Origin of the sequence: Weissella thailandensis (genome assembly GCF_005405465.1) — a bacterium.
Lineage (GTDB): Bacteria > Bacillota > Bacilli > Lactobacillales > Lactobacillaceae > Weissella > Weissella thailandensis.
Genome location: NZ_BJEC01000003.1, coordinates 1 through 22,224, shown reverse-complemented (window position 1 = coordinate 22,224; position 22,224 = coordinate 1). Strand labels below are relative to the sequence as shown.

Genomic DNA, 22,224 nt, shown 5'->3' with positions numbered 1-22,224 from the left:
TGTTTTTGTGCATTGAGGAGATCTTATGGAATTTACAATTAATCGAGCAGCTTTTATAAAAGCAATGAATAATGTTAATCGTGCTATTTCTTCACGAACATCAATGACGATCTTAAAAGGGATCAAATTAGTTCTTGATGAAACAGGATTGACATTAACTGGATCAAACACGGATATTTCAATTGAAATCTTGATTCCAGTTAATGATGATGAAGCCAAATTACAAATTGTCGAATCAGGTGCCATTGTTTTACCAGCCACTTTCTTTTCAAATATTGTTAAGCGACTACCTGGTGAAACATTTAAGTTGACTAACACTTCTGGTTTACAAACAAAAATTGCATCTGAAAATGCTGAATTTAATATTAATGGGCAAGACGCCAATAATTATCCACACCTCCCTGAAATTGAGGTTCGTAATGATTTGACGTTATCTGCTGATACATTAGATGAAATTATCCGTCAAACCGTAATTGCGGTTTCAAAGCAATTAAGTCAACCCATATTAACGGGTGTTCACTTTATTCTTGCAGGCGGTAATCTAACAGCCGTTGCAACTGATCGTCATCGTTTAGCACAACGTTCAGTTGCCTTTGATGACTCAGATGTCAATGCAGACATCATCGTGCCAGGAACTTCATTAACACAACTACAAGCAATGCTGGATGAAGTTGAAAAAGTTGACGTTCGCGTTGCCGAAAATCAAGTTATTTTCCAATTAGGAGAAAATACAACCTTTTATTCACGCTTGTTAGAAGGAAATTACCCTGATGCATCACGGTTGATTCCAACTGAAAAGCGTACAACTTTGACGATCAATGCACGTGATTTACTACAAACAATTGAACGTGCTGCTTTGCTGAGTCACGAAGGTCGTTCAAATGTTATTCAATTTGCAATTGCTAGTGAAAAGTCTTTGATTTCATCAAATTCACCAGAAGTTGGTCGCGTTGAAGAGCAAATTTTTGCTGCTGAAACAGCTGGTGATGATTTGACGATTTCATTTAACCCAGATTACATGCGTGAAGCATTACGTTCATTTGGGGATGAACAAATTCAAATTGGCTTTAAAACAGCTTTGGATCCATTCACATTAGTGCCAACAAATAATGAAACAAACTTTATTCAACTGATTACGCCAGTTAGAACTTATTAAAAACAGTTAAAAAGCCGAAAATTGCTATTTCACGACAAAAAAGCAATTTTCGGCTTTTTTATTTAAATATCATTAAACAACCTGAGAGACGCTATGAAGCCGTAATTAGATTGTGAAATGCAAAAAAAAGGCGTATAATATAGTCAATATGGAACCGTGTAAATGCCGTTTTAACAAACGGTAGAAAGGATGGAAAAATTGGCAACAGAAGTGCAAATTCAAGCACCCTTTATTACATTAGGGCAATTGTTAAAAGAGGAAAGTATCATTGCAACTGGTGGTCAGGCAAAGTGGTTCTTACGTGAGAACACTGTCTTAGTTAATGAGGAGCCTGACGATCGACGTGGTCGTAAACTATATCCAGGAGACATCATTGCCGTCCCATCTGGTGAACGTTTTGTCATTAATGGAACAGGTGCTAGTGCAAACTAATGGAACTAATGTCGTTAAAACTAAACAACTTTCGAAATTATGAAGCATTAGATGTTTCATTTTCATCGGGAGTTAATGTCTTTTTGGGTCCAAATGCACAAGGTAAGACCAATTTATTAGAAGCCATTTATGTTTTAGCTTTAACTCGTTCACATCGGACGTCGACGGATAAAGAATTAATTAGTTGGCAAGCAAAAGAAGCACAAGTTGCTGGGACGGTTGCTCGTCAATATAGCGATGTACCTTTATCCTTAAAATTCACGAATAAAGGTAAAAAGGCGCGTATTAATCATTTAGATCAGGCAAAATTAGCTAATTATATTGGTCAATTAAATGTCATCTTATTTGCTCCGGAAGACTTGGATCTAGTGAAAGGTTCGCCAAGTGTTCGACGTAATTTTATCGATCGTGAATTTAGTCAGATGAGTGCGAAATACTTATATACTGCTAATCAGTATAAAGATGTCTTAAAACAACGAAATCGTTATTTAAAACAATTACAGAGTAAACAAGCATCGGATAAATTGTATTTAGATGTTTTAACCGAACAATTAGTTGATTTTGCGAGTGAATTAATCACTCGTCGCGTGGTATTAATTAAAAAGTTAGATGCGGCAGCGCAACCAATACAAGCTGCAATTACACAAAATAATGAACAGTTGCATATTCAATATGTTTCTCAGCTTGATGATGAGTCATTAACAGACGTTGCATCGGTCAAACAGGAAATGTTAGCAAGGTTCAAAAAATTAGGTGAACGTGAAATTATAATGGGCACAACCATGTTAGGACCGCACCGAGATGATTTACGTTTTGATGTGAATAAACATGATGTTGCTAACTTTGGCTCACAAGGCCAACAAAGAACAACAGCTTTAGCAGTGAAGTTAGCTGAAATTGAGTTGATGAAAGAAGAAACGGGTGAATATCCAGTGTTGTTATTGGATGATGTCCTTTCGGAGTTAGATAGTGACCGACAAACACATTTATTAGCGGCAATGCAAGATAAAGTGCAGACGTTCATTACCACACCTTCGTTAAGTGATGTTGCCCGTCAATTGATTCATGAACCGAAGATATTTCATGTTAATTCAGGACATTTGATAGAAACTGAAGATGCTAAAGCAGAGGATACTAGTGAAAATAACTAGTTGTTAAGTTTAAGGAGGGAAGCATGGCTGAAGAAGATGTATCTCAAATGCATACACAAGCAGATGATTATGATGCCAGTCAAATTCAAGTTTTGGAAGGATTGGAAGCTGTTCGTAAGCGTCCGGGTATGTATATTGGATCGACATCAAGTCAAGGACTACACCATTTAGTGTGGGAAATTGTCGATAATGGTATTGATGAAGCCCTAGCAGGGTTTGCAAACCATATCACAGTAACGATTGAAAAAGATAATTCAATCACTGTTATTGATAATGGTCGTGGTATCCCAATCGATATTCAAGTTAAGACTGGTAAACCAGCCCTTGAAACCGTCTTTACGATTTTACATGCCGGTGGAAAATTCGGTGGTGGTGGTTATAAGGTTTCAGGTGGATTGCACGGAGTTGGTGCATCAGTTGTTAATGCCTTATCAACTAATTTGGATGTTTTAGTTGTCCGTGATGGTAAAGGTTACGCAATGGACTTTGAGCGTGGTCATGTGAAAACAGGTATGCATACTGTTGCAGTAGATGACGAACCTGTTTCACGTGGAACAATTGTGCATTTTGCGCCAGATCCAGACATTTTCCGCGAAACAACGACATTTGATTATAAAACGTTGATGAATCGTGTTCGTGAATTGGCTTTCTTGAACAAGGGCTTGCGTATTTCAATTAGTGATATGCGTCCCGAAGAGCCAGTTGTCGAGTCATTCCACTATGATGGTGGAATTAAAGAATATGTTGATTTCTTGAACGTTAACAAAGATGTTATTTTCAATGAACCTATCTATGTCGAGGGCATGGAAAATGATATTGATGTTGAAGTGTCATTGCAATATACGGATGATTTCCATAGCAATTTGCTATCATTTACCAACAATATTCACACGTATGAAGGAGGAACCCATGAAACTGGGTTCAAGTCAGCCTTAACGCGTGTAATCAACGATTATGCTCGTAAAAATAAATTACTAAAAGACAGTGATGATGCACTTTCTGGGGATGATGTTCGTGAAGGATTAACAGCAATTGTTTCAGTAAAGCATCCTGATCCACAATTTGAGGGACAAACGAAAACGAAGTTGGGTAATTCAGATGCTCGAACAGCTGTTGACCGTATGTTCTCAGACACTTTTGCTCGGTTTATGATGGAAAATCCAACGACTGCTAAGCAAATTGTTGAAAAAGGAATTCTAGCTGGTAAAGCACGTATGGCTGCAAAGCGCGCACGTGAAGCAACTCGTAAGAAGTCAGGATTGGAAATTGCCAACTTACCTGGAAAACTTGCTGATAATACATCGAAAGATCCAGAAATATCAGAATTATTTATCGTTGAGGGTGATTCAGCGGGTGGTTCTGCTAAGCAAGGTCGTGAGCGGTTAACGCAAGCTATTTTGCCAATTCGTGGAAAAATTTTGAACGTTGAAAAAGCATCAATGGAAAAGATTTTGGCTAACGATGAAATCCGTTCATTGTTTACGGCAATGGGTACTGGTTTTGGTGGCGAGTTTGATGTCACAAAGGCAAAATATCATAAGTTGATTATCATGACCGATGCCGATGTCGATGGTGCTCACATTCGTACATTGTTGTTGACACTAATTTATCGTTACATGCGGCCATTATTGGAAGCAGGCTATGTTTATATCGCTCAGCCACCACTTTACCAAGTTCGTCAGGGTAAATTTATTAAGTATTTGGATGCTGATGAAGAACTTGACGCTTTGCTGCCAACGTTGCCAGCATCACCTAAGCCCGTTATTCAGCGATATAAGGGACTTGGTGAAATGGATGCTAGCCAATTATGGGAAACAACCATGGATCCATCAGTTCGTCGCTTGTTACGTGTTGAAATGGATGATGCGATTGAGGCAGATATGATTTTCTCAATGTTAATGGGTGATAAGGTTGAACCTCGTCGTAAGTTTATTGAAGAAAATGCACAGTATGCTGAATTAGACGTCTAACAGTAAGAGAAAGGAAGTCAAATGGCTGAAGAAGAACAAACAAACAGCCGCATTAAACCCGCCAAACTTGGCGAGCAAATGCGAACATCTTTCTTGGATTATGCCATGTCAGTTATTGTGGCACGTGCACTACCAGATGTACGAGATGGGTTAAAGCCAGTTCATCGTCGTATTCTATATGGTATGAATGAATTGGGTGTGACGCCTGATAAGCAACACAAGAAGTCAGCGCGTATTGTTGGGGATGTTATGGGAAAGTACCACCCACACGGAGATTCAGCTATTTATGAATCAATGGTCCGTATGGCTCAGGACTTTTCATATCGTTACATGCTAGTTGATGGACACGGTAACTTTGGATCAGTTGATGGTGATCCTGCTGCCGCCATGCGTTATACTGAGGCTCGTTTGAGCAAAATTTCGACCGAAATGTTGCGCGACATCAATAAAGATACGATTGATTTCCAAGAAAACTATGATGGTACTGATCGTGAGCCCGTTGTCTTACCAGCTCGTTTCCCTAATTTAATAGTTAATGGGGCAAATGGTATCGCTGTTGGAATGGCCACTAATATTCCACCGCACAACTTGGGAGAGGTCATTTCAGGTCTTCATATGTTAATGAAGAATCCAGACGCGACAACAGCTGATTTAATGGAGGCTATTCCAGGGCCTGATTTCCCAACTGGTGCGATTGTGATGGGAAAATCTGGTATTCGTAAAGCTTATGAAACCGGAAAAGGTGTTGTGACTGTTCGTGCTAAGACGGAAATCGAAACTGAAAAATCAGGTAAAGAGCACATTATTGTGACTGAGTTGCCATATATGGTTAACAAGGCCAAGTTGATTGAGCGTATTGCTGAATTGGGTCGTGATAAGCGTATTGAGGGAATTACTGGTGTCAATGATGAGTCTGACCAAGAAGGTAATCGAATTGCAATCGAAATCCGTCGTGATGTGTCAGCCTCGGTTGTATTAAATAATTTATACAAGAATACATTGATGCAGACTGGCTTTAGTTTCAATATGCTTGCCGTGCAAGATGGTCGTCCAAAGTTACTTAGCTTAAAAGACATGCTAGTTGCTTATCTAGACCATCAGCAAAAGGTTGTTCGTCGTCGAACAGAATTTGAATTGCGTAAAGCGCAAGCACGTGCACATATCCTTGAAGGTTTGCGTATAGCTTTGGATCATATTGATGCCATTATTAATATTATTCGTCAGTCAGAAACATCAGAAATTGCTAAGCAAAAGTTAATGTCTGATTACGCCTTATCTGATAAGCAATCACAAGCTATTTTGGATATGCGTTTGGTTCGTTTAACTGGTTTGGAACGTGACAAGATTGAGAAGGAATATCAAGGATTGTTAACATCAATTGCTGATTTCCAAGATATTTTGGCAAAGCCTGAGCGAATTGATGAAATTATCTACACTGAATTACTTGAGGTGCAATCTAAGTATGGTGATGATCGTCGTACTGAATTGCAAATCGGTGATGTGACAAGCATTGAAGATGAAGATTTGATTGAAGAAGAAGACATCATTGTCACATTGACTCATGCTGGTTATATCAAGCGAATGCTACAATCTGAATTCCGCGCGCAAAACCGTGGTGGTCGTGGTATTCAAGGGATGGGCGTCAATGATGATGACTTTATCGATGAATTGATTGGTACATCAACTCATGACACACTGTTATTCTTTACAAATTCAGGTAAAGTTTACAAGATGAAGGGTTATGAGATACCAGAATATGGTCGCACAGCCAAGGGTATTCCAGTGGTTAATTTGCTGGGTGTTGAAGCCGGCGAGAGTATCCAAGCGGTAATTAATGTCCGTGGTGATGCAAGCGAAAGCGAAGACTATTTGTTCTTTACTACACGCCAAGGTGTCGTAAAGCGTACACCAGTTAATGAATTCGGTAATATTCGTACCCATGGTTTGAAAGCTATTAATTTGCACGATGGGGATGAATTGATTAACGTGCTTGTGACTGATGGTGATCAAAATATCATTATTGGTACACATGGTGGTTATGCCGTTTCATTTAACAGTGGAGCAGTTCGTTCAATGGGACGTTCTGCCGCCGGTGTTCGTGGCATTACCCTACGTCCGGATGACTATGTTGTCGGTGCCCAAGTACTGATTGAAAATGGTCATGTTCTTATCATTACTGAAAAGGGTTATGGTAAGCAAACAGCAGTTAATCAGTATCCAATTAAGGGTCGTGGTGGTAAAGGTATTAAAACTGCCCAAGTGACCGAGAAGAATGGTCCATTGGCTGGCTTAAAGGTCGTTGATGGTAGTGAAGATATCATGTTGACCACTAATAAGGGTGTTATGATTCGTTTCACAGTCGATTCTATTTCTGAAACTGGTCGTGCCACACAAGGTGTTCGTGTCATTCGCTTGGATGATGACTCAGCTGTAGCTACTTTTGCTAAAGTGGAACATGTTGTGCCAGAAGAGGATGAAGAAGTTGAAACAGTAGTGAGTGAAGAAACAGTTGCTGCTGAAACGACTGGTGAGTTACCAACGGCACCTGCTGATGGTGAGCAACCAGCAGAAGTCACTGAATTATTACATCGTGCTGAAGATGATGATCAGGAGTAGTTTTATCTGATATCATTCATGACTTTTGGAACGCGTTTAAGCTGTTAAATTTATAAGCTTATAATTAATTTATTTTTAACAACACAGGCTGGGGCAGTTATTAATGTCCCAGCCTTTTTGCAAAACTATTTAAATTGTTTGGGGGAAAATAATGAATCAACTGGGTTATCAAGCACATCAAAAAACATGTACAACTATTTTGGTCGGTAAGCGTGCAACCATTGACGGATCAACCATGATTGCTCGTAATGAGGATGGTGGTGATGAGCCAAATCCACAAAAATTTGTGGTCTATCCAGCAAATACTGCCGGCACAGTTTATGAATCTGGAGCTAATCATGTGAAAATACCATTACCTGAAAATAGTTTCCGTTATACGGCAAAGCCAGATGCTGACGATTCATTTGGTGTCTGGGCAGGAGCGGGTATCAATAGCCAAAACGTGGCAATGACCGCAACTGAAACTAGCACAACGAATACCCGTGTATTAGCTGCTGATCCCTTAGTTGATGTTGGCATTGGCGAAGCTGATATAACAACACTTGTATTGCCTTATATTAAATCTGCCCGTGAAGGTGTAACTCGTTTGGGCCAGTTATTAAAGACGTACGGCACTTATGAATCTAACGGGATTGCTTTTTCTGACCAAGAAGAAGTGTGGTATTTTGAATCAATTGGTGGTCACCATTGGGCAGCAATTCGGATTCCTGATGATGCCTTTGTGGTCGCACCAAATCGTTTTAATATTGATTATTTTGATTTTAATTCAGAAGATACCATGTCATCAGCTGATTTGGAACAATTTATTACAGATCATCATTTAAATCCAGATATTGACACGACGACACCTAATCTTCGGCATATCTTTGGTAGTGCAAGTGATAAGGACCGTGTTTATAACAATCCACGCGCTTGGTATGTGCATCGCTTATTTGCTAAGGATGCTACGAATGAACAGCCTGAAGATCAAGATTTGCCATTTATTGTTTATCCAAAAAAGAAATTATCAGTGGATGATGTCAAATTTGCCTTGAGCTCACATTATCAAGGGACTGCGTTTGATCCATATGAACATGAGCAAGCATCATTAAAGTACCGCCCAATTGGTATCAATCGTAATCAAGAGTCACATATTTTACAGATTCGACCCAATATGCCGACTGATATTGCTGGCGTGCACTGGTTAGGTTACGGACCAAATACCTTTAATGCTTTTGTGCCATTTTATGTCAGTGTCACAACGACACCAGCAAGTTTTGAAAAAACCACGCCAACCTTTGATGTATCAACGAGTTATTGGTTAACTCGAGTTATTGCGGTCATTGCAGACAAGGATTTTGCTACTTACCAAGATATGCAAGCAAGATTTGAACAACAAATTGTCGCCGATAATGTCAATTTACAACAACAGACAGATCAAGCCATTCAAGCAGGCCAAACTGTTGATTTAGAATCAGTTAACCAAAAAATGGCAGATAATTATATGCTGGCTGCCAATACATTATTGGGTAAAATGACTAAATTGGGGACGAAAAAAATGCAATTACGTTTTTCAGTGGACGACTAAAAATTAATTGGAAACATAATAAAAAGTCAGCACAAATTTTGTGCTGGCTTTTTAATCTTGATTAATATGACGAGTTAATATACCAAGACTACAACCAAATGTAAATCCAATGAGTTGAATAAGAGATGATTGAGAAATAAGGGGTTCATCCATTTGCCATTTTATAATGAATAGACAAATGATAAACAAGGTCATGGTATAGACTAGTTCTTTCCACCAAATCATTTTAGAACCTTTTTTCAAGGGATACGCTCTATCTAAAATACTATTAAAAATAAAAGCGCTGGCAAATATAGTAATAAATGGCCACCAGAATGAATTAGTTAAAACATATAGAAATAAGAAAATTAATAATGCAACAAATAATATTAAATCTTGTCGACGTTGTTTACTCATAAAACTAACCCTCATTGTCATATCGATGTATAATCTCAAATTAACATAACGAAAGTGTCTGCTTCAAATATATTAAACCTTGACATGACATATTAATGAGTTTAAAATTCATATCAGATTAAAATAAGGTTAAAAAGCAATGATGAGATGAGTAAGATCGTGGCGTATTCAGAGAACTTGTGGTTGGTGTGAACAAGTAACTAAGCGGACTGAAGATGGTCTTTGAGCGAAAGAGCAGTGAGCGTTGGTAAGCTGTCGATGGTTGACTACCAATATCAAGTTAATTATGGCAACATGATAAGCTGGTTTTTTACCAGGAATTAAGGTGGTACCGCGTGTAAAACGCCCTTAGGAAGTTATTTCCTAAGGGTGTTTTTTATTTTAATAATGAAGTTAAATAATGTGATTCGGAAAGTAGTTACAAAACAAATTTACAGAAAAACGACAACTGTTGAGAGTCGTGATTTGGATTGTAAACGAAAAATGGCCGATGATTAAGCAGTGTGAGCAATCAAGTGAGCACTGTTCGGGTTGTCTCCGTTATCGGACAAACCACAAGATAGACAAAAATAGTCATCTTGCGGTCAATGAGGTTTGTCTGAGTAATCGGCAAACAAATCAGAATGGTAACGTGATGCCCTCACTTCTGTTATTACCAACAGAAGTGAGGGCTTTTAGTTTAGTAAAAATATGTTATTGAAAAGGGGATTTAAACATGGGACAAACAGCAATTATTACAGGTGCCGGTCAAGGAATTGGGGAGGCTGCTGCATACCGCTTAGCAAATGATGGTTTTAATATTGCCGTTGCCGATATTAATGAAGAGACCGTGACACAAGTTGCACAAAATTTGCGTGATCAAGGATTTCAGGCACAAGCATATGTCTTGGACGTGGCTGACCGACAAGCCGTCTTTAATTTAGTTGAGGAGGCTGTTAACGATTTAGGTGAATTAGGTGTCTTTATAAATAATGCAGGGGTTGCCTTTATTGATTCGATTATTGATTCAGACCCAGAAAAGATTTCGCGGTTGTTTGATGTTAATTTGAAAGGGACTTATTGGGGAATCCAAGCAGCTGCAGAAAAGTTTAAGCAACAAGGTCACGGAGGCCACATTATTAATGCAGCATCACTTGCTGGGATTGAAGCATCAGCCTTACAAAGTGCCTATTCAGCATCAAAATTTGGTATTCGTGGTTTGACACAATCTGCTGCCAAGGAATTAGCTGCTGATCAGATTACAGTGAATGCTTACTGCCCCGGCATTGTACGGACACCGTTGCGTGATGGGATTGATGATAGAACTGCCCAAATTAAGGGACTGCCAGTTTCACAACAACGTGCTAATTCTTTGACTGAAATTCGTTTAGGTCGTGAAGCGACCCCAGAAGATGTTGCTGAAATTATTGCTTGGTTTGCATCACCAAGTGCAGCTTATATTACTGGTCAATCACTGTTGGTAGATGGTGGTATGCATCTTAGTTAATCGCACAATTACTTTTATTGTTGACGTTAAATAAAATAAAGGGGGAACATGCGATGAGTGTGGCAGATGTTGCGATTGATTTGCAAGACATTAATGTGACGTTTGAGCGCAAAGGTGAAACAGTGACCGCCGTGAATAATGTTTCGTTACAAGTAAAAAAAGGTAGCATTTATGGCATTATTGGCTACTCAGGAGCTGGTAAAAGTACTTTGGTCCGGGTAATTAATTTATTACAACGACCAAGTAGCGGTAAAGTCAGTGTGTCTGGTCAGGATTTACAACAATTAACTGATAAAAAACTACGGGGTGTTCGCCAAAAAGTGGGGATGATTTTTCAACACTTTAATTTATTACGTTCACGAACGGTGTTGAACAATGTTGAATATCCACTGCTCGGCAAAAAAATATCACGCAAGGATCGTGAAGCCAAAGCCCTTGAATTACTAAAATTAGTGGGCTTAGCGGAATATGCACAATCATATCCTGAAGAGCTTTCAGGTGGTCAAAAACAACGAGTTGCGATTGCACGTGCGTTGGCGAGTGATCCTGACATATTGATCAGTGATGAGGCAACCAGTGCTTTGGACCCACAAACAACGGCATCGATTCTAGAATTACTAAAAAAATTGAATGATGAATTGGGTCTAACCATTGTTTTGATTACACATGAGATGCAGGTCATCAAATCAATTTGTCAGGAAGTTGCGGTAATGGCCGATGGTGCAGTTATTGAACAGGGTCTTGTTGGTGATCTCTTTACTGATCCACAGCAACCATTGACGAAAAAGTTTGTTGAGTCTGCGGCTAATGTGACTGAAATGCGCCAACAAATCGTATCTGATCAATTAGTAGAAAAACTACAGCCAAATGAACGTTTGTTATATTTGCGGTTCTCAAGTGATGAGACCAGTGAGTCGGTGATTTCTGAATTAGCCATTCAATATGGTGTCAAAGCCAATATTATTTTTGCGAATGTACAAAAAATTGCGCAATTATCACTGGGCTATATGTTAGTTGTTTTATCTACTATCGATGGCCAATTTGATCAAACATTTCACTACTTGCAAACGGCGGGTGTTAAAGTGAATGATTTTTCTGAGGCACCACAAGCGAAAGGAGAAATAGATGTTAGCTAATTGGTTTCCAAATGTGGCTAGTATTTGGCCACAATTTGTACAGTCCACTTGGGAAACACTGTATATGACATTTTGGTCAGCCTTAATCGCTGGTGTACTAGGGTTGGGAACAGGTATTTTTTTGGTTGTCACACAACCGGGTGGCATTAATGCTGATCCACCATTTTACAGCTTTTTAGATAAAGTGGTTAACCTATTACGATCAGTACCATTTATTATCTTATTAGCAGTTATGGCGCCGGTCACAAAGTATATCGTGGGGACCACAGTTGGGACGCCGGCTGCCCTAGTCCCATTAATTGTTGGTATTTTTCCATTTTACGCACGCCAAGTCCAAAACGCCTTGCTAAGTATTGAACCATCAGTTATTGAGGCGGCACAAGCGATGGGTTCAAGTGCAACTGAAATTATTTTCCGGATTTATTTACGAGAGTGTTTACCTGATATTATTCGTGTCTCAGTTGTTACGATTATTAGTTTGATTGGCCTGACAACGATGGCTGGTGCTATTGGGTCAGGTGGTCTTGGTGACATTGCCATTAGTGTTGGCTATGCGCGTTTTGAAAATGACGTTACGATTGCTGCCTTATTGGTTATTTTAGTTTTGGTATTCATTACCCAAATTATTGGTGATTGGATTGCTCGTAAAGTGGAACATTTATAATATCAAACAATTAATATGTAACATCGTGTAAGGAGGGGCAGGCAGTGAAAATAAAAAATTGGTTGATATTAATTGGTAGCCTCGTGATTCTAGGTGTCGTTTCAGTCGGATTGCACACGTTTAACACCTATAAAATTGCCCACGCACCAAAACAAATCACAGTCGGATCCATGGGTAGTGACTACGACATTTGGCAACATATCGCGAAAAGTAAAGAAGCCAAAGCACTAAACTTGAAAATTCGTGTGAAACAAATTAATGATGGTGTACAAATGAACAATGCAACATCAGAACATAATGTGAACGTTAATGCTTTTCAATCTTATTCATATTATGATTCTTATAATCATGAGAATCCGAAAAATAAGTTAACGATGTTAGGCACAACTTATTTGGAACCAATGGGAATATATTCAGATAAGTATCAGTCAATCAAAGATATTCCGACTGGTGCAACGATTGCGATTGCAGACAATCCAGCAAATACCTCGCGAGGATTAATGTTATTGCAGGATGCAGGGCTTATTGAGTTAAAGCCTGGGTTTGATTCTTTGGGTAATGTCGGGGATGTTGTTTCGAACCCCCGTCATCTAAAGTTCAAGAAAATTGATGATACGACTGGTCCACGTGTCTTAAACAGTGTAGGAGCGGCGTTGATTTCAAATACGGTTGCCTTAGAAGGCAATCTGAATGTGCTGAAGGACTCGCTTTATCATGAAAAAATTAATCAAAGCACTCGGCAAAATGTTAATATTTTAGCCGCCGCTGATGATATCTCTGATAAAGATAAAAAGGTCTATAAGAAATTAGTTAAGCTTTATCATGATCCAGCAATTCAAAAGTATGTGAAAGATAAGTATCAAGGAACAAAGATTGACGTGCAAAAGCCGATTTCTTATTTGAAGTAGTCATATTGCATGTTAATCAAAAGGGAGTTGGAACATTTATTTTGTTCGAACTCCCTTTTAAAATTCATTCGTTATTTTTTGGAAACTTTTCGGTACGATAAATTTCATCTAATAGTTGATAATCACGAAACATATCATATTTATTTTCATTCAGATCATTCCAAAGTAAAATTCCCGCTATTTTACCAATCTGCCAGAAAACATGTTCATCATTTTGGGTGTTGATGATGAGTTTTAAAAAACTATTTTGGGCAATCGTTTCAAAAGTATGGTCGTCCTTTTGTTGGTTAATGACTTTTTCAATGGATGAATAATACAAGTCATGAAAAAACTTGAAGGGTTGATCTTTAAAGTTTCTAAAATTAAACTCTCGATTTTTAAATTCATAGTTAATAAATTTATCTAACAAATCATATTTGTCTGTGAAGTGGTGATAAACGGTATTGCGATGAACGAGTGCTTTATCAGCAATATCTGTTATGGTGATATCGGAAAAATCATTGTTCTCCATTAATTCTCTAAAAGAATCAAAAATCAGCTTTTGCATTCTTATTTGACTACGTTCTCCCATACAATTTTCCTCCATTGCTCATTTTATGTGCACTTCACATATATTGTACATGGACACTATTTATCAAATCAACTAAATTAAATAATTGTTAATTAATGTTGGATTGTAGGAGGAGAGCGCGTATGAAAAATGGTTTAGCCAGGTTTGGACAATGGGCTTATAACAATAAGTTTAAAGTCCTCCTTTCTTGGGTTGTCATATTAATTGTTTTTGTTGGTAGTGTCGTCACATTGGGGTCGAACTTTAATGATAACCTGAAGATTTCAGGTGTGCCATCAACAGATATCCAAAACGTTTTAAAGAAAGAGTTTAATCAATCTGTTGATGCTGGAACTATGAATATTGTGGTCCAGAATAAAGATGATGACAGTATTAAATCAACGGCTGACAAGAAACGAATTAACGCAGCGGTCTCGAAAATAAAGTCGGATTATAAGGATGATATCAAAACCATTACAAGTCCTTATGATTCTCAGATGGTTAGTGAAGATAATACAACTGGTATTATCAGTGTGACTTTTAAAAAGGAAACTAATAATGTTTCAAAAAGTATCGTGAACGATATTGAAAAAATTGGTAACGATAAAATTAAGTCACAGAATCTGAAGGTTGCTTATTCAGGAAGTACAATTGCTAGTTTTGATATTGGTGGTACTTCTGAGGTTATTGGTATTGCGATTGCCTTTGTCTTGTTATTAGTTTTGTTCCGTTCTTTTGTAACAGCTGGTTTGCCAATTATCTCAGCACTTGTTGGTCTGGTAAGTGGTCTAGTACTGATTATGGTCGGTACAAACTTCTTCTCGATTGCTAGTGTGGCACAAACACTATCAATTATGATTAGTTTGGCTGTTGGTATTGATTATGCGCTATTTATTATTCATCGATTTATTGGTGAATTGCGTCAAAGTCGCCAGCATGAAATAGATCAATCAGGTAAAGTGATTGCGCCGGATGAAGCGATGGGTGTGACTTTAGCCAGTGCTGGAAGTTCAGTGCTATTTGCTGGTATCACAGTTATTATTGCTTTAGTCGGATTGTCATTAGTACGTATTGATTTCTTAACGCAAATGGGAATCGCAGCAGCGGTTGGTGTTGTATTCGCTGTACTATCTGCGATGACTTTATTACCAGCTTTGATTGCATTACTGCATAAATTTGTTAAACCGTCAGAAAAGTCAGTGAAAGCCGCCAAGCATAAAAAGGACGGCTGGTTTACAAAATCAATTATCAATCATCCGATTATCGTGAGCCTTTTGACTGTTGTTGTCCTAGTTGCCTTTATGATTCCAGCAGGTCATATGCGACTGGGGATGCCATTTGATGGTGTCTTACCAAAGGAAAATACACAGCGCCAAGCTTATGATATGACTGCTGATAAATTTGGGGATGGTTATAATGCAACTTTGGTCGGGGTCGTTAAGTTGGATACGACGAACACTGATGCGCAAAATAAACAAATTTTGAAGAAAACTACGAATCACATCAAAAACATGGACAATGTTAAGATGTTGACACCGGTAGTTGATGAAGAAGCTGTTGCCAAGTTTAAGACACCGGCCATGCAACAAAAGCTGAAGGCAGAAGGTCAAAAATATGTTCAGGCTAAGGTTATGGACTATATGAAGGCTAACCCAACAGCAAGTCAAGCCGAACAACAAAGTATCACACAAAAGTATACAAATGATTATCAAGCTAAGGTAAAGGCAGATATGCAAAAGGCGGCCATATCAGACATACCAGCAAAAATTAGTAAAGATAAGAAGTATGCCATGATTGTTGTCATGCCTAAAACAAATTCCGCATCAGCTAAGACTGAAAACTTAGCAAAGAAGATCAATGATTATTCTGATTCTCTGCAAAAGAGTGATGATACGAAGATTACATTGACGGGAACTAACGCGATTAACATTGATATTACTGAAAAGTTGAATAATGCAATTCCTATGTTTATGGGTATTGTTATGCTACTAGCATTCGTATTGTTGATGTTTATGTTTAAGTCATTTATTATTCCATTGATGGCAATTATTGGATTTGGTTTGTCATTAGTTGCTTCACTAGGATTGACAACGTTGATTATGCAAGACGGTGCCTTCCATATTAGTGAAGGTTCGCCAATTATTGCCTTCTTACCAGTGATTATGATTGGAATTGTCTTTGGATTAGCAATGGATTACGAAGTATTCATGGTTTCTCGAATCAGAGAAACATTTATTGCTACTGGGGATACAAACCGGGCTGTGAAAGCAGGATTACAAGAAAGTGGTCCTGTCATCATTACCGCTGCTTTGATTATGATTGCTGTCTTCGGTAGTTTCGCATTAGTCGATGATCCAACAATCAAGTCAATTGGTATTTCATTAGCCAGTGGTGTGCTATTTGATGCCTTCTTGGTACGTTTGATTATTATTCCAGCAACTATCAAAATTTTTGGTAGAGCTAATTGGGTATTCCCAGGCGCAAACTACTATAATAAATTTAAAGATGATGCTGAATAAGTAGACGTCTTGCGTTTAAAAATAAAATAATTAGATGGTTGGGACAAAATAAACGTCCCAACCATTTTTTATTTAGCATGCATTTTATACCAGCTTCAAGGCATTTTTTGTCATGCTCTTCATAAACGCGTTCCAAAAGTCTGAAGCTTCAATGTAACGCAATTTACGACATTCCTGTCCTTCGCTTTGCTACGGCCAAAAATGACGAAAACTACGTTACACACCAGCTTCAAAGCGACTTTTTCCACGCTCTTCTTTAATACAAAACGCTGTATTTTTATGGTTATAAGATATAAAATGGCGCTAACTTATTATTTAATATTCGCATAAGTTATGGGGGAATAACTGTGATAAAGAGTAAAAAAGTTAACCTGCTCGTTGGATTAATTTTGGGTGTCAGTTTAGGCATCTATGGGGATGCTAGTAATGATGTCATGGCGGCAAAAACTGATAGTCAGAAAACCAAAGCAGTGAAGCAGGCCACAGATTTAAGTGAGCAGTACCAATACAAAGAAGCTAAAACAGTATTATCCCAATATAAAGGATCATCAGTTAACGCACTGAAAAAACGCATCAATAACCAACAAGCAAAGTTGGTGGCTTGGGATGATCCAGCAAAGATTCCACATCTTTTTTACCATTCATTAATTGCTGATCCTAAAAAAGCCTTTGCTTCTGAGCAAGCACAAGGATACAAAGATTACATGGTGACCATTGATGAGTTTATGCCGATGTTGAATCAACTATATGATAATGGCTATGTGCTAATTAACTTTAAAGATATTATCTCGGTTGATAAGCAAGGTCAGGTAACGTTCAAACCAATTAAACTACCAGAAGGCAAAAAGCCTTTAATTATTTCACAAGATGATGTTAATTATTATGAGTATATGAAAAAGTCAGGATTTGCAGATAAATTAGTGCTTAATAAGCAAGGTGATGTTAAAAATCAGTATACCAATAAGGGTCAGAAGAAAATTGGTGATTATGATATGGTGCCAATTATTGATACTTTTATCAAAAAGCATCCGGATTTCTCTTATGGTGGTTCAAAAGGTGTGATTGCTGAAACGGGGTATAACGGTACACTTGGTTATCGTTCATCAAAGAGTCAATACGGTGATACGAAGAAGACACATCGTGAAGGTCAGAAGGCGACCAAGGTGGCGAATGCCATGAAAAAAGATGGTTGGCAGTTTGCTTCACATTCATGGGGCCACATCAATATGACCGAGTCAGGTATTGATGATATTAAAAAGGATACAGCGCTTTGGCAAAAGGAAGTGCAGCCAATTGTTGGCAAGACACCAGTATTGATTTTCCCATTCGGAGCAGATATTGGTTCATTTACCAATTATACGGATGATAATGAAAAGTATACTTATCTCAAAAATAAAGGCTTTAGTATTTTCGATAATGTCGATGCCTCGCAAACATCATGGGGTCAATTAACGGATAACTATTATCGTAATGCACGGATAAATGTTGATGGTATTCGTTTGCATGAAACGGTAACGGGACAAAATACCGTCTTAAATGATTTCTTTAATGCCAAAAATTTCTATCATCGTGATAATTAATTTTATGATGATTTGTCTGTCGTTTCTTTGAATTAGTAGAAAATTAATTAAGATTTACTATTGGTATACAAATTAGCGGTATAATGATAAGTAAGAGTAATATGTAGTGGAGGAAAGATTTACCATGGGAAAAAATCGCGTGCCTGCTGAGGCGGTCCGGAATGCGTTAATACATTTTATAAAGAAGCGTAATATTTCTATTCCGATTATTTTGAAATCTGTCGATATTTCTAGATCGCGCTTGTACGATTATTTAAAGGGCAATGGTCGAGTTAGCGCAACAACATTTGTGAACTTATTGAGTACAATTGGTGTATCTTACGATGAAGTTTTGCTACATATTTATTTGGAACAACCTGAATTGGTTGATTCAACAGTTAAAGAATTAGGATTAGATCCTAGTTCATACACACAAACTCCAAATGAGGATATGGTTTATCGGGTCTTGGCGTTATTTGAAGAAACGCAAGATACTCGGTTATTATTATATGTAGTACGTGCAATCAATGCACAAGTGGTTGATTCTGGACAACGGTATCGTTTGGTTGAAATCGCACGGCCAGCAATTGTGAAATTGTTGGATCATCGTGATTCATATTCTTCAACGGATATGTTGTTATTTGCCAATATTATTCGTCATGAACCATACGAAACCGTTAAGACAATGGTTAAGAAAATGTCTGATCAAGTACAAAAAATTGCCACTTTAGAGGGCTATGGTCTTGTGGAGATGGACAACTTTTTGCCAGCAGCTGTTTGGAATGTCGGCCTTTTAAATTTCAATATGTTATTGCTAGCGTTGGAAAATGGCGATGAAGAGACAGTTGAAGGAACGCTGACATTTATTAAGGAATGTGAGTTGCCAGACTTTGGTAGTTACTTTACATTCGTTAAGAAATTAGCAGAGGTAGTTAGATTGACACTGGATGATCAGCAAGAACAAGCTGAGGAGCTTTGGAATTCAACAGTCAATGCCTTGAAGTTTATGGTTGATGATCGTTTATGGCCAAGCTTTACCTATTTGTCACAACAATCGTATCGTGAATTTATCAAACCGGTTGTTGATTATCGTAGCATCATTGATGCACGATAATGCTTTAAGACAGTAATAATGATAAAAAAGCCCCCCGCATGCCTTTGCGAGGGGCTTTTTATCAGGACTATTCTACTGTAAAAATCATATGACGATGATCGATATTAGCTTCTTGGAAAACAGGTCCTTCAGCAACGAAACCAAGTTTTTCGTAAAAGCCAATTGCTGGGACTTGGGCACCTAAGTCAAGTGTTTGTGCATGCGCGTTGCGGGCATCGGTAATAATTTGTTTGAGTAGTGTCGCTGCATAACCGTTGCCACGAGCATCACGTAATGTCGCAACTCGTTGAATGTGCCAATTTTGGGTCGCTGCATCTTTAGCGACACGTGCAGTAGTTACCGGTTTATCAGCTAAAAAGCCAACATAATGTTCCGTCTGATTATCGAGGCCATCGATTTCAATTGTCGCTGGTACGCCTTGCTCGGCAATGAATACTTGCTTACGAATCGTTAGGGCGGCATCATTGATGACACCAAGTCCTTGTGCGTGATTAACTTCTAAATATTTTTCTGGCATCATCTAATCCTCGCTGAATAAAGTTTTTATCATTTTAGCGCATCTCTTTTGATTTATAAATAGTAAAAGTCTAAGGTGTATTCAACAAAATTACGCTATAATGGAAAAGATTATTATTTTTTAAAAGTAATGGCACAAGATTTAGAAAGAAGAGAACAGACAACTATGACGCATAAGGGTCGTTTTTCTTGGATTAATACACGATTTGGTTTTGTTATCTTATTGATTGTATTAGTTTGGGCAAAAACACAACTAGCAAATGTAATGGATTTTCACCTTTATTCGGGGGCATCCATTATTCAAGTAATCACCTTGTTGCTCAATCCAATACCGATTGCTGCATTACTAATCGGGATAGCTTTTTATTTTCGGAAATCTAAGTTATTTTACCCAATAGCAATTGTTATGTACATCATTAATGTTCTGATGGTGCACTTAAATGTTGTTTATTATCGTGAGTTTACAGATTTTATGTCTGTGGCTACGATGCTAGGATACAACAAGGTTAATCAGGGGTTAAGCGCATCTGGTTTTGCGTTAACAAACATTCATGACTTGCTGTACTGGATTGATATACCTATCTTTATCATCTTATTCTTCCTAAAAAAGATGCGTTTTGATAAGAAAGCAACGACAAAGTTCATGGGCTTTGCATTTTCAACTTTTTCTATTTTCGGAGCGATGACGGTCCTCGTATTAGGTGAGGCGGATCGACCACAACTAATTACGCGTCAATTTGACAGTAAGATGTTAGTTAAATATCTGGGGATTGATACATATACGGTGTTAGATGGTATTAAGACCCATGGCGTGACGGAAATGCGCAAATCAGCGAAAAAGTCTGATATTGATAATGTTTTGTCATATGTTAACAAAAATTATACCGATGCCAATGCAAAGTATGCTGGTGTGGCTAAGGGTAAGAATGTGTTTGTGATTCATCTGGAATCGTTCCAGCAGTTCTCACTTGATTTAAAGATCAATAACCAGGCAGTTACACCAAATCTAAATAATATCTACCATTCGGATTCAACGATTGGCTTTGATAATTTCTTCCATCAGGTTGGACAAGGTAAAACTTCAGATGCTGAGAATATGTTAGAGACCTCAACATTTGGTTTGCCACAAGGATCACTATTCGCTACCCAAGGGAATGATCAAACCTTTCAGGCGATGCCCAATATTTTGAAACAAAATGGTGGTTATTCATCAGGGGTATTCCATGGTAACAATGCTAGTTTCTGGAATCGTAGTAATGTATACAAAAATATGGGTTATCAAAATTTCTTTGATGCCAGTTATTACGATACCTCTGGTGATAAAGCGATGGGATATGGATTGAAGGATAAATTATTGTTCTATGATTCAATTCCTTATTTGGAAAAGATGCAGCAACCGTTCTATGCAAAATATATTACGGTAACTAATCATTTCCCTTATAGCCTCGATAATGAAGATAAGGATCCAAACTTTACGACAACGGATACAGACTCTGATGTTGTGAACGGTTATTTTGAAACAAACCATTATTTGGATCAGTCGATTGGAGAATTCTTTAATTATCTAAAGAAGTCCGGCTTATATGATAAGTCAATCTTTGTACTGTATGGTGATCATTATGGTATTTCAAATTCCGAAAACAAGCAGTTAGCTTCAGTATTAGGAAAAGACGCTAACGACTGGAATGATTTTGATAATGCCCAGTTACAACGTGTACCATTTATGGTCCACATTCCTGGCTGGCATGGTGGTGGTATTAACCATACGTATGGTGGTGAGATTGATGTTATGCCAACGTTGTTACATCTTCTAGGTGTTGATTCTAAGAAGTATGTACAATTAGGACAAGACTTGTTGAGTAATAATCGCAAGCAGGTCGTTGCTTTCCGTGATAAAGATTTTGTCACGCCAAAGTACACTTATACGAACCATGTCCTATATGATAATAAGACCGGTGAAGCAATTGAATCGCCTTCCAAGAAGGTGCAAGCTGAGCTGGATAAGTATAAAAAGGCTGTTCGTAAACAATTAAAGGTTTCAGATAATTTGAATCAGAAAGACTTGTTGCGCTTTTACACGCCAAAAGGTTACAAGGCGGCAGATGCATCTAATTACAACTACTCAAATGGTATGGCTAAACTAAAAAAGCTTGATGAACAGCTAGGTACTGGTTCAACATCTTTGTGGCATGAACGTGGTGATGAGAAATCACAATCATTGTACGAAACAGATGCACCAGAAAAGGATAAACCAAAGTCGGATACATCGCGTATTCAACAAGTTAACCCTGATGGTGGTGATGATACTGATGGTGGTGACGATACACCAAATCCATAATAGGTATTGCACCGTATTTATAAAAGGTTGGGACAAAAACATGTCTCTGAACTGAACCCCGTAAGTTGGAGTAATTTCCAAAACTTACGGGGTTTTACTATGTTTTCAAAAGAAGTACAAATTGAAGCAGTCACGATGTACCTACA

17 protein-coding genes and 1 other annotated feature are annotated in these 22,224 nt (G+C 38.0%); of the genes, 14 read left to right on the top strand and 3 right to left on the bottom strand.

Annotated elements, in window-relative coordinates; all coding sequences use genetic code 11:
- The first annotated feature begins 25 nt into the window (after positions 1 to 25).
- The 6 genes from dnaN (at position 26) to FFM62_RS01770 (ending at position 8,892) form a co-directional block, all read left to right on the top strand.
- Positions 26 to 1,156 carry a DNA polymerase III subunit beta gene (gene dnaN, locus FFM62_RS01795; protein ID WP_115470567.1) on the top strand — a complete coding sequence of 377 codons (1,131 nt, stop codon included), beginning with the start codon at positions 26 to 28 and terminating at the stop codon, positions 1,154 to 1,156.
- Positions 1,157 to 1,345: 189 nt separating this feature from the next.
- The gene (gene yaaA / locus FFM62_RS01790) at positions 1,346 to 1,588 is read left to right on the top strand and encodes a S4 domain-containing protein YaaA (RefSeq protein ID WP_075268726.1); all 243 of its coding nucleotides are present in this window, start codon (positions 1,346 to 1,348) and stop codon (positions 1,586 to 1,588) included.
- Positions 1,588 to 2,739 carry a DNA replication/repair protein RecF gene (recF, locus tag FFM62_RS01785; protein WP_115470566.1) on the top strand — a complete coding sequence of 384 codons (1,152 nt, stop codon included), beginning with the start codon at positions 1,588 to 1,590 and terminating at the stop codon, positions 2,737 to 2,739. Before yaaA ends, recF begins: the two co-directional genes overlap by 1 nt.
- Before the next feature lie 23 nt (positions 2,740 to 2,762).
- Positions 2,763 to 4,709 carry a DNA topoisomerase (ATP-hydrolyzing) subunit B gene (gyrB, locus tag FFM62_RS01780; RefSeq protein ID WP_115470565.1) on the top strand — a complete coding sequence of 649 codons (1,947 nt, stop codon included), beginning with the start codon at positions 2,763 to 2,765 and terminating at the stop codon, positions 4,707 to 4,709.
- Between the two features lie 21 nt (positions 4,710 to 4,730).
- Positions 4,731 to 7,325, top strand: a complete 2,595-nt coding sequence (gyrA, locus tag FFM62_RS01775; RefSeq protein WP_115470564.1) for a DNA gyrase subunit A — start codon at positions 4,731 to 4,733, stop codon at positions 7,323 to 7,325.
- Positions 7,326 to 7,476: 151 nt separating this feature from the next.
- Positions 7,477 to 8,892 carry a C69 family dipeptidase gene (locus FFM62_RS01770; protein WP_115470563.1) on the top strand — a complete coding sequence of 472 codons (1,416 nt, stop codon included), beginning with the start codon at positions 7,477 to 7,479 and terminating at the stop codon, positions 8,890 to 8,892.
- Positions 8,893 to 8,943: 51 nt separating this feature from the next.
- Here FFM62_RS01770 and FFM62_RS01765 read toward each other — a convergent pair whose 3' ends face one another.
- On the bottom strand, positions 8,944 to 9,288 hold the full coding sequence (locus FFM62_RS01765) for a hypothetical protein (RefSeq protein WP_115470562.1): 345 nt from the start codon (positions 9,286 to 9,288) through the stop codon (positions 8,944 to 8,946).
- Positions 9,289 to 9,418: 130 nt separating this feature from the next.
- Positions 9,419 to 9,641, top strand: a binding site (T-box leader).
- A 362-nt stretch (positions 9,642 to 10,003) separates the two neighbouring features.
- Here FFM62_RS01765 and FFM62_RS01760 point away from each other — a divergent pair.
- From FFM62_RS01760 to FFM62_RS01745, 4 genes are read left to right on the top strand one after another with little or no spacing between them, the layout of a single operon-like run.
- The gene (locus FFM62_RS01760) at positions 10,004 to 10,774 is read left to right on the top strand and encodes an acetoin reductase (protein ID WP_115470561.1); all 771 of its coding nucleotides are present in this window, start codon (positions 10,004 to 10,006) and stop codon (positions 10,772 to 10,774) included.
- Between the two features lie 59 nt (positions 10,775 to 10,833).
- Complete coding sequence (locus FFM62_RS01755) at positions 10,834 to 11,910, top strand: methionine ABC transporter ATP-binding protein (protein WP_371851231.1); 1,077 nt, start codon at positions 10,834 to 10,836, stop codon at positions 11,908 to 11,910.
- Positions 11,900 to 12,574, top strand: coding sequence for a methionine ABC transporter permease (locus FFM62_RS01750; protein ID WP_115470559.1), 675 nt, complete (start codon positions 11,900 to 11,902; stop codon positions 12,572 to 12,574). Before FFM62_RS01755 ends, FFM62_RS01750 begins: the two co-directional genes overlap by 11 nt.
- A 44-nt stretch (positions 12,575 to 12,618) precedes the next feature.
- Positions 12,619 to 13,482, top strand: a complete 864-nt coding sequence (locus FFM62_RS01745) for a MetQ/NlpA family ABC transporter substrate-binding protein (RefSeq protein WP_115470558.1) — start codon at positions 12,619 to 12,621, stop codon at positions 13,480 to 13,482.
- A 64-nt stretch (positions 13,483 to 13,546) separates the two neighbouring features.
- Here the strand turns inward: FFM62_RS01745 and FFM62_RS01740 are convergent, their stop codons facing one another.
- A complete protein-coding gene (locus FFM62_RS01740; protein ID WP_165845868.1) occupies positions 13,547 to 14,053 on the bottom strand; it encodes a TetR/AcrR family transcriptional regulator in 507 nt (168 codons plus the stop codon).
- Positions 14,054 to 14,175: 122 nt separating this feature from the next.
- Between FFM62_RS01740 and FFM62_RS01735 the strand changes: the two genes are divergently transcribed.
- The 3 genes from FFM62_RS01735 (at position 14,176) to FFM62_RS01725 (ending at position 19,224) form a co-directional block, all read left to right on the top strand.
- A complete protein-coding gene (locus tag FFM62_RS01735; protein WP_115470556.1) occupies positions 14,176 to 16,551 on the top strand; it encodes an MMPL family transporter in 2,376 nt (791 codons plus the stop codon).
- 347 nt (positions 16,552 to 16,898) lie between these two features.
- Complete coding sequence (locus FFM62_RS01730) at positions 16,899 to 18,131, top strand: polysaccharide deacetylase family protein (RefSeq protein ID WP_115470555.1); 1,233 nt, start codon at positions 16,899 to 16,901, stop codon at positions 18,129 to 18,131.
- Positions 18,132 to 18,255: 124 nt separating this feature from the next.
- Positions 18,256 to 19,224, top strand: coding sequence for an XRE family transcriptional regulator (locus FFM62_RS01725; RefSeq protein WP_115470554.1), 969 nt, complete (start codon positions 18,256 to 18,258; stop codon positions 19,222 to 19,224).
- Between the two features lie 67 nt (positions 19,225 to 19,291).
- On the opposite strand, the gene FFM62_RS01720 is transcribed toward FFM62_RS01725, so the two are convergent.
- Positions 19,292 to 19,744: a GNAT family N-acetyltransferase gene (locus tag FFM62_RS01720; protein ID WP_240005895.1), complete on the bottom strand. Its 453-nt coding sequence runs from the start codon at positions 19,742 to 19,744 to the stop codon at positions 19,292 to 19,294.
- 162 nt (positions 19,745 to 19,906) lie between these two features.
- Here FFM62_RS01720 and FFM62_RS01715 point away from each other — a divergent pair, with 162 nt between their 5' ends.
- A complete protein-coding gene (locus FFM62_RS01715) occupies positions 19,907 to 22,078 on the top strand; it encodes an LTA synthase family protein (protein ID WP_115470552.1) in 2,172 nt (723 codons plus the stop codon).
- The last annotated feature ends 146 nt before the right edge of the window (positions 22,079 to 22,224 follow it).

Coding starts and splice junctions, on each gene's coding strand:
- dnaN (WP_115470567.1), top strand. CDS start 26: ATGGAATTTACAATTAATCGAGCAGCTTTTATAAAAGCAATGAATAAT.
- yaaA (WP_075268726.1), top strand. CDS start 1,346: ATGGAAAAATTGGCAACAGAAGTGCAAATTCAAGCACCCTTTATTACA.
- recF (WP_115470566.1), top strand. CDS start 1,588: ATGGAACTAATGTCGTTAAAACTAAACAACTTTCGAAATTATGAAGCA.
- gyrB (WP_115470565.1), top strand. CDS start 2,763: ATGGCTGAAGAAGATGTATCTCAAATGCATACACAAGCAGATGATTAT.
- gyrA (WP_115470564.1), top strand. CDS start 4,731: ATGGCTGAAGAAGAACAAACAAACAGCCGCATTAAACCCGCCAAACTT.
- FFM62_RS01770 (WP_115470563.1), top strand. CDS start 7,477: ATGAATCAACTGGGTTATCAAGCACATCAAAAAACATGTACAACTATT.
- FFM62_RS01765 (WP_115470562.1), bottom strand. CDS start 9,288: ATGAGTAAACAACGTCGACAAGATTTAATATTATTTGTTGCATTATTA.
- FFM62_RS01760 (WP_115470561.1), top strand. CDS start 10,004: ATGGGACAAACAGCAATTATTACAGGTGCCGGTCAAGGAATTGGGGAG.
- FFM62_RS01750 (WP_115470559.1), top strand. CDS start 11,900: ATGTTAGCTAATTGGTTTCCAAATGTGGCTAGTATTTGGCCACAATTT.
- FFM62_RS01740 (WP_165845868.1), bottom strand. CDS start 14,053: ATGGGAGAACGTAGTCAAATAAGAATGCAAAAGCTGATTTTTGATTCT.
- FFM62_RS01735 (WP_115470556.1), top strand. CDS start 14,176: ATGAAAAATGGTTTAGCCAGGTTTGGACAATGGGCTTATAACAATAAG.
- FFM62_RS01725 (WP_115470554.1), top strand. CDS start 18,256: ATGGGAAAAAATCGCGTGCCTGCTGAGGCGGTCCGGAATGCGTTAATA.
- FFM62_RS01720 (WP_240005895.1), bottom strand. CDS start 19,744: ATGATGCCAGAAAAATATTTAGAAGTTAATCACGCACAAGGACTTGGT.
- FFM62_RS01715 (WP_115470552.1), top strand. CDS start 19,907: ATGACGCATAAGGGTCGTTTTTCTTGGATTAATACACGATTTGGTTTT.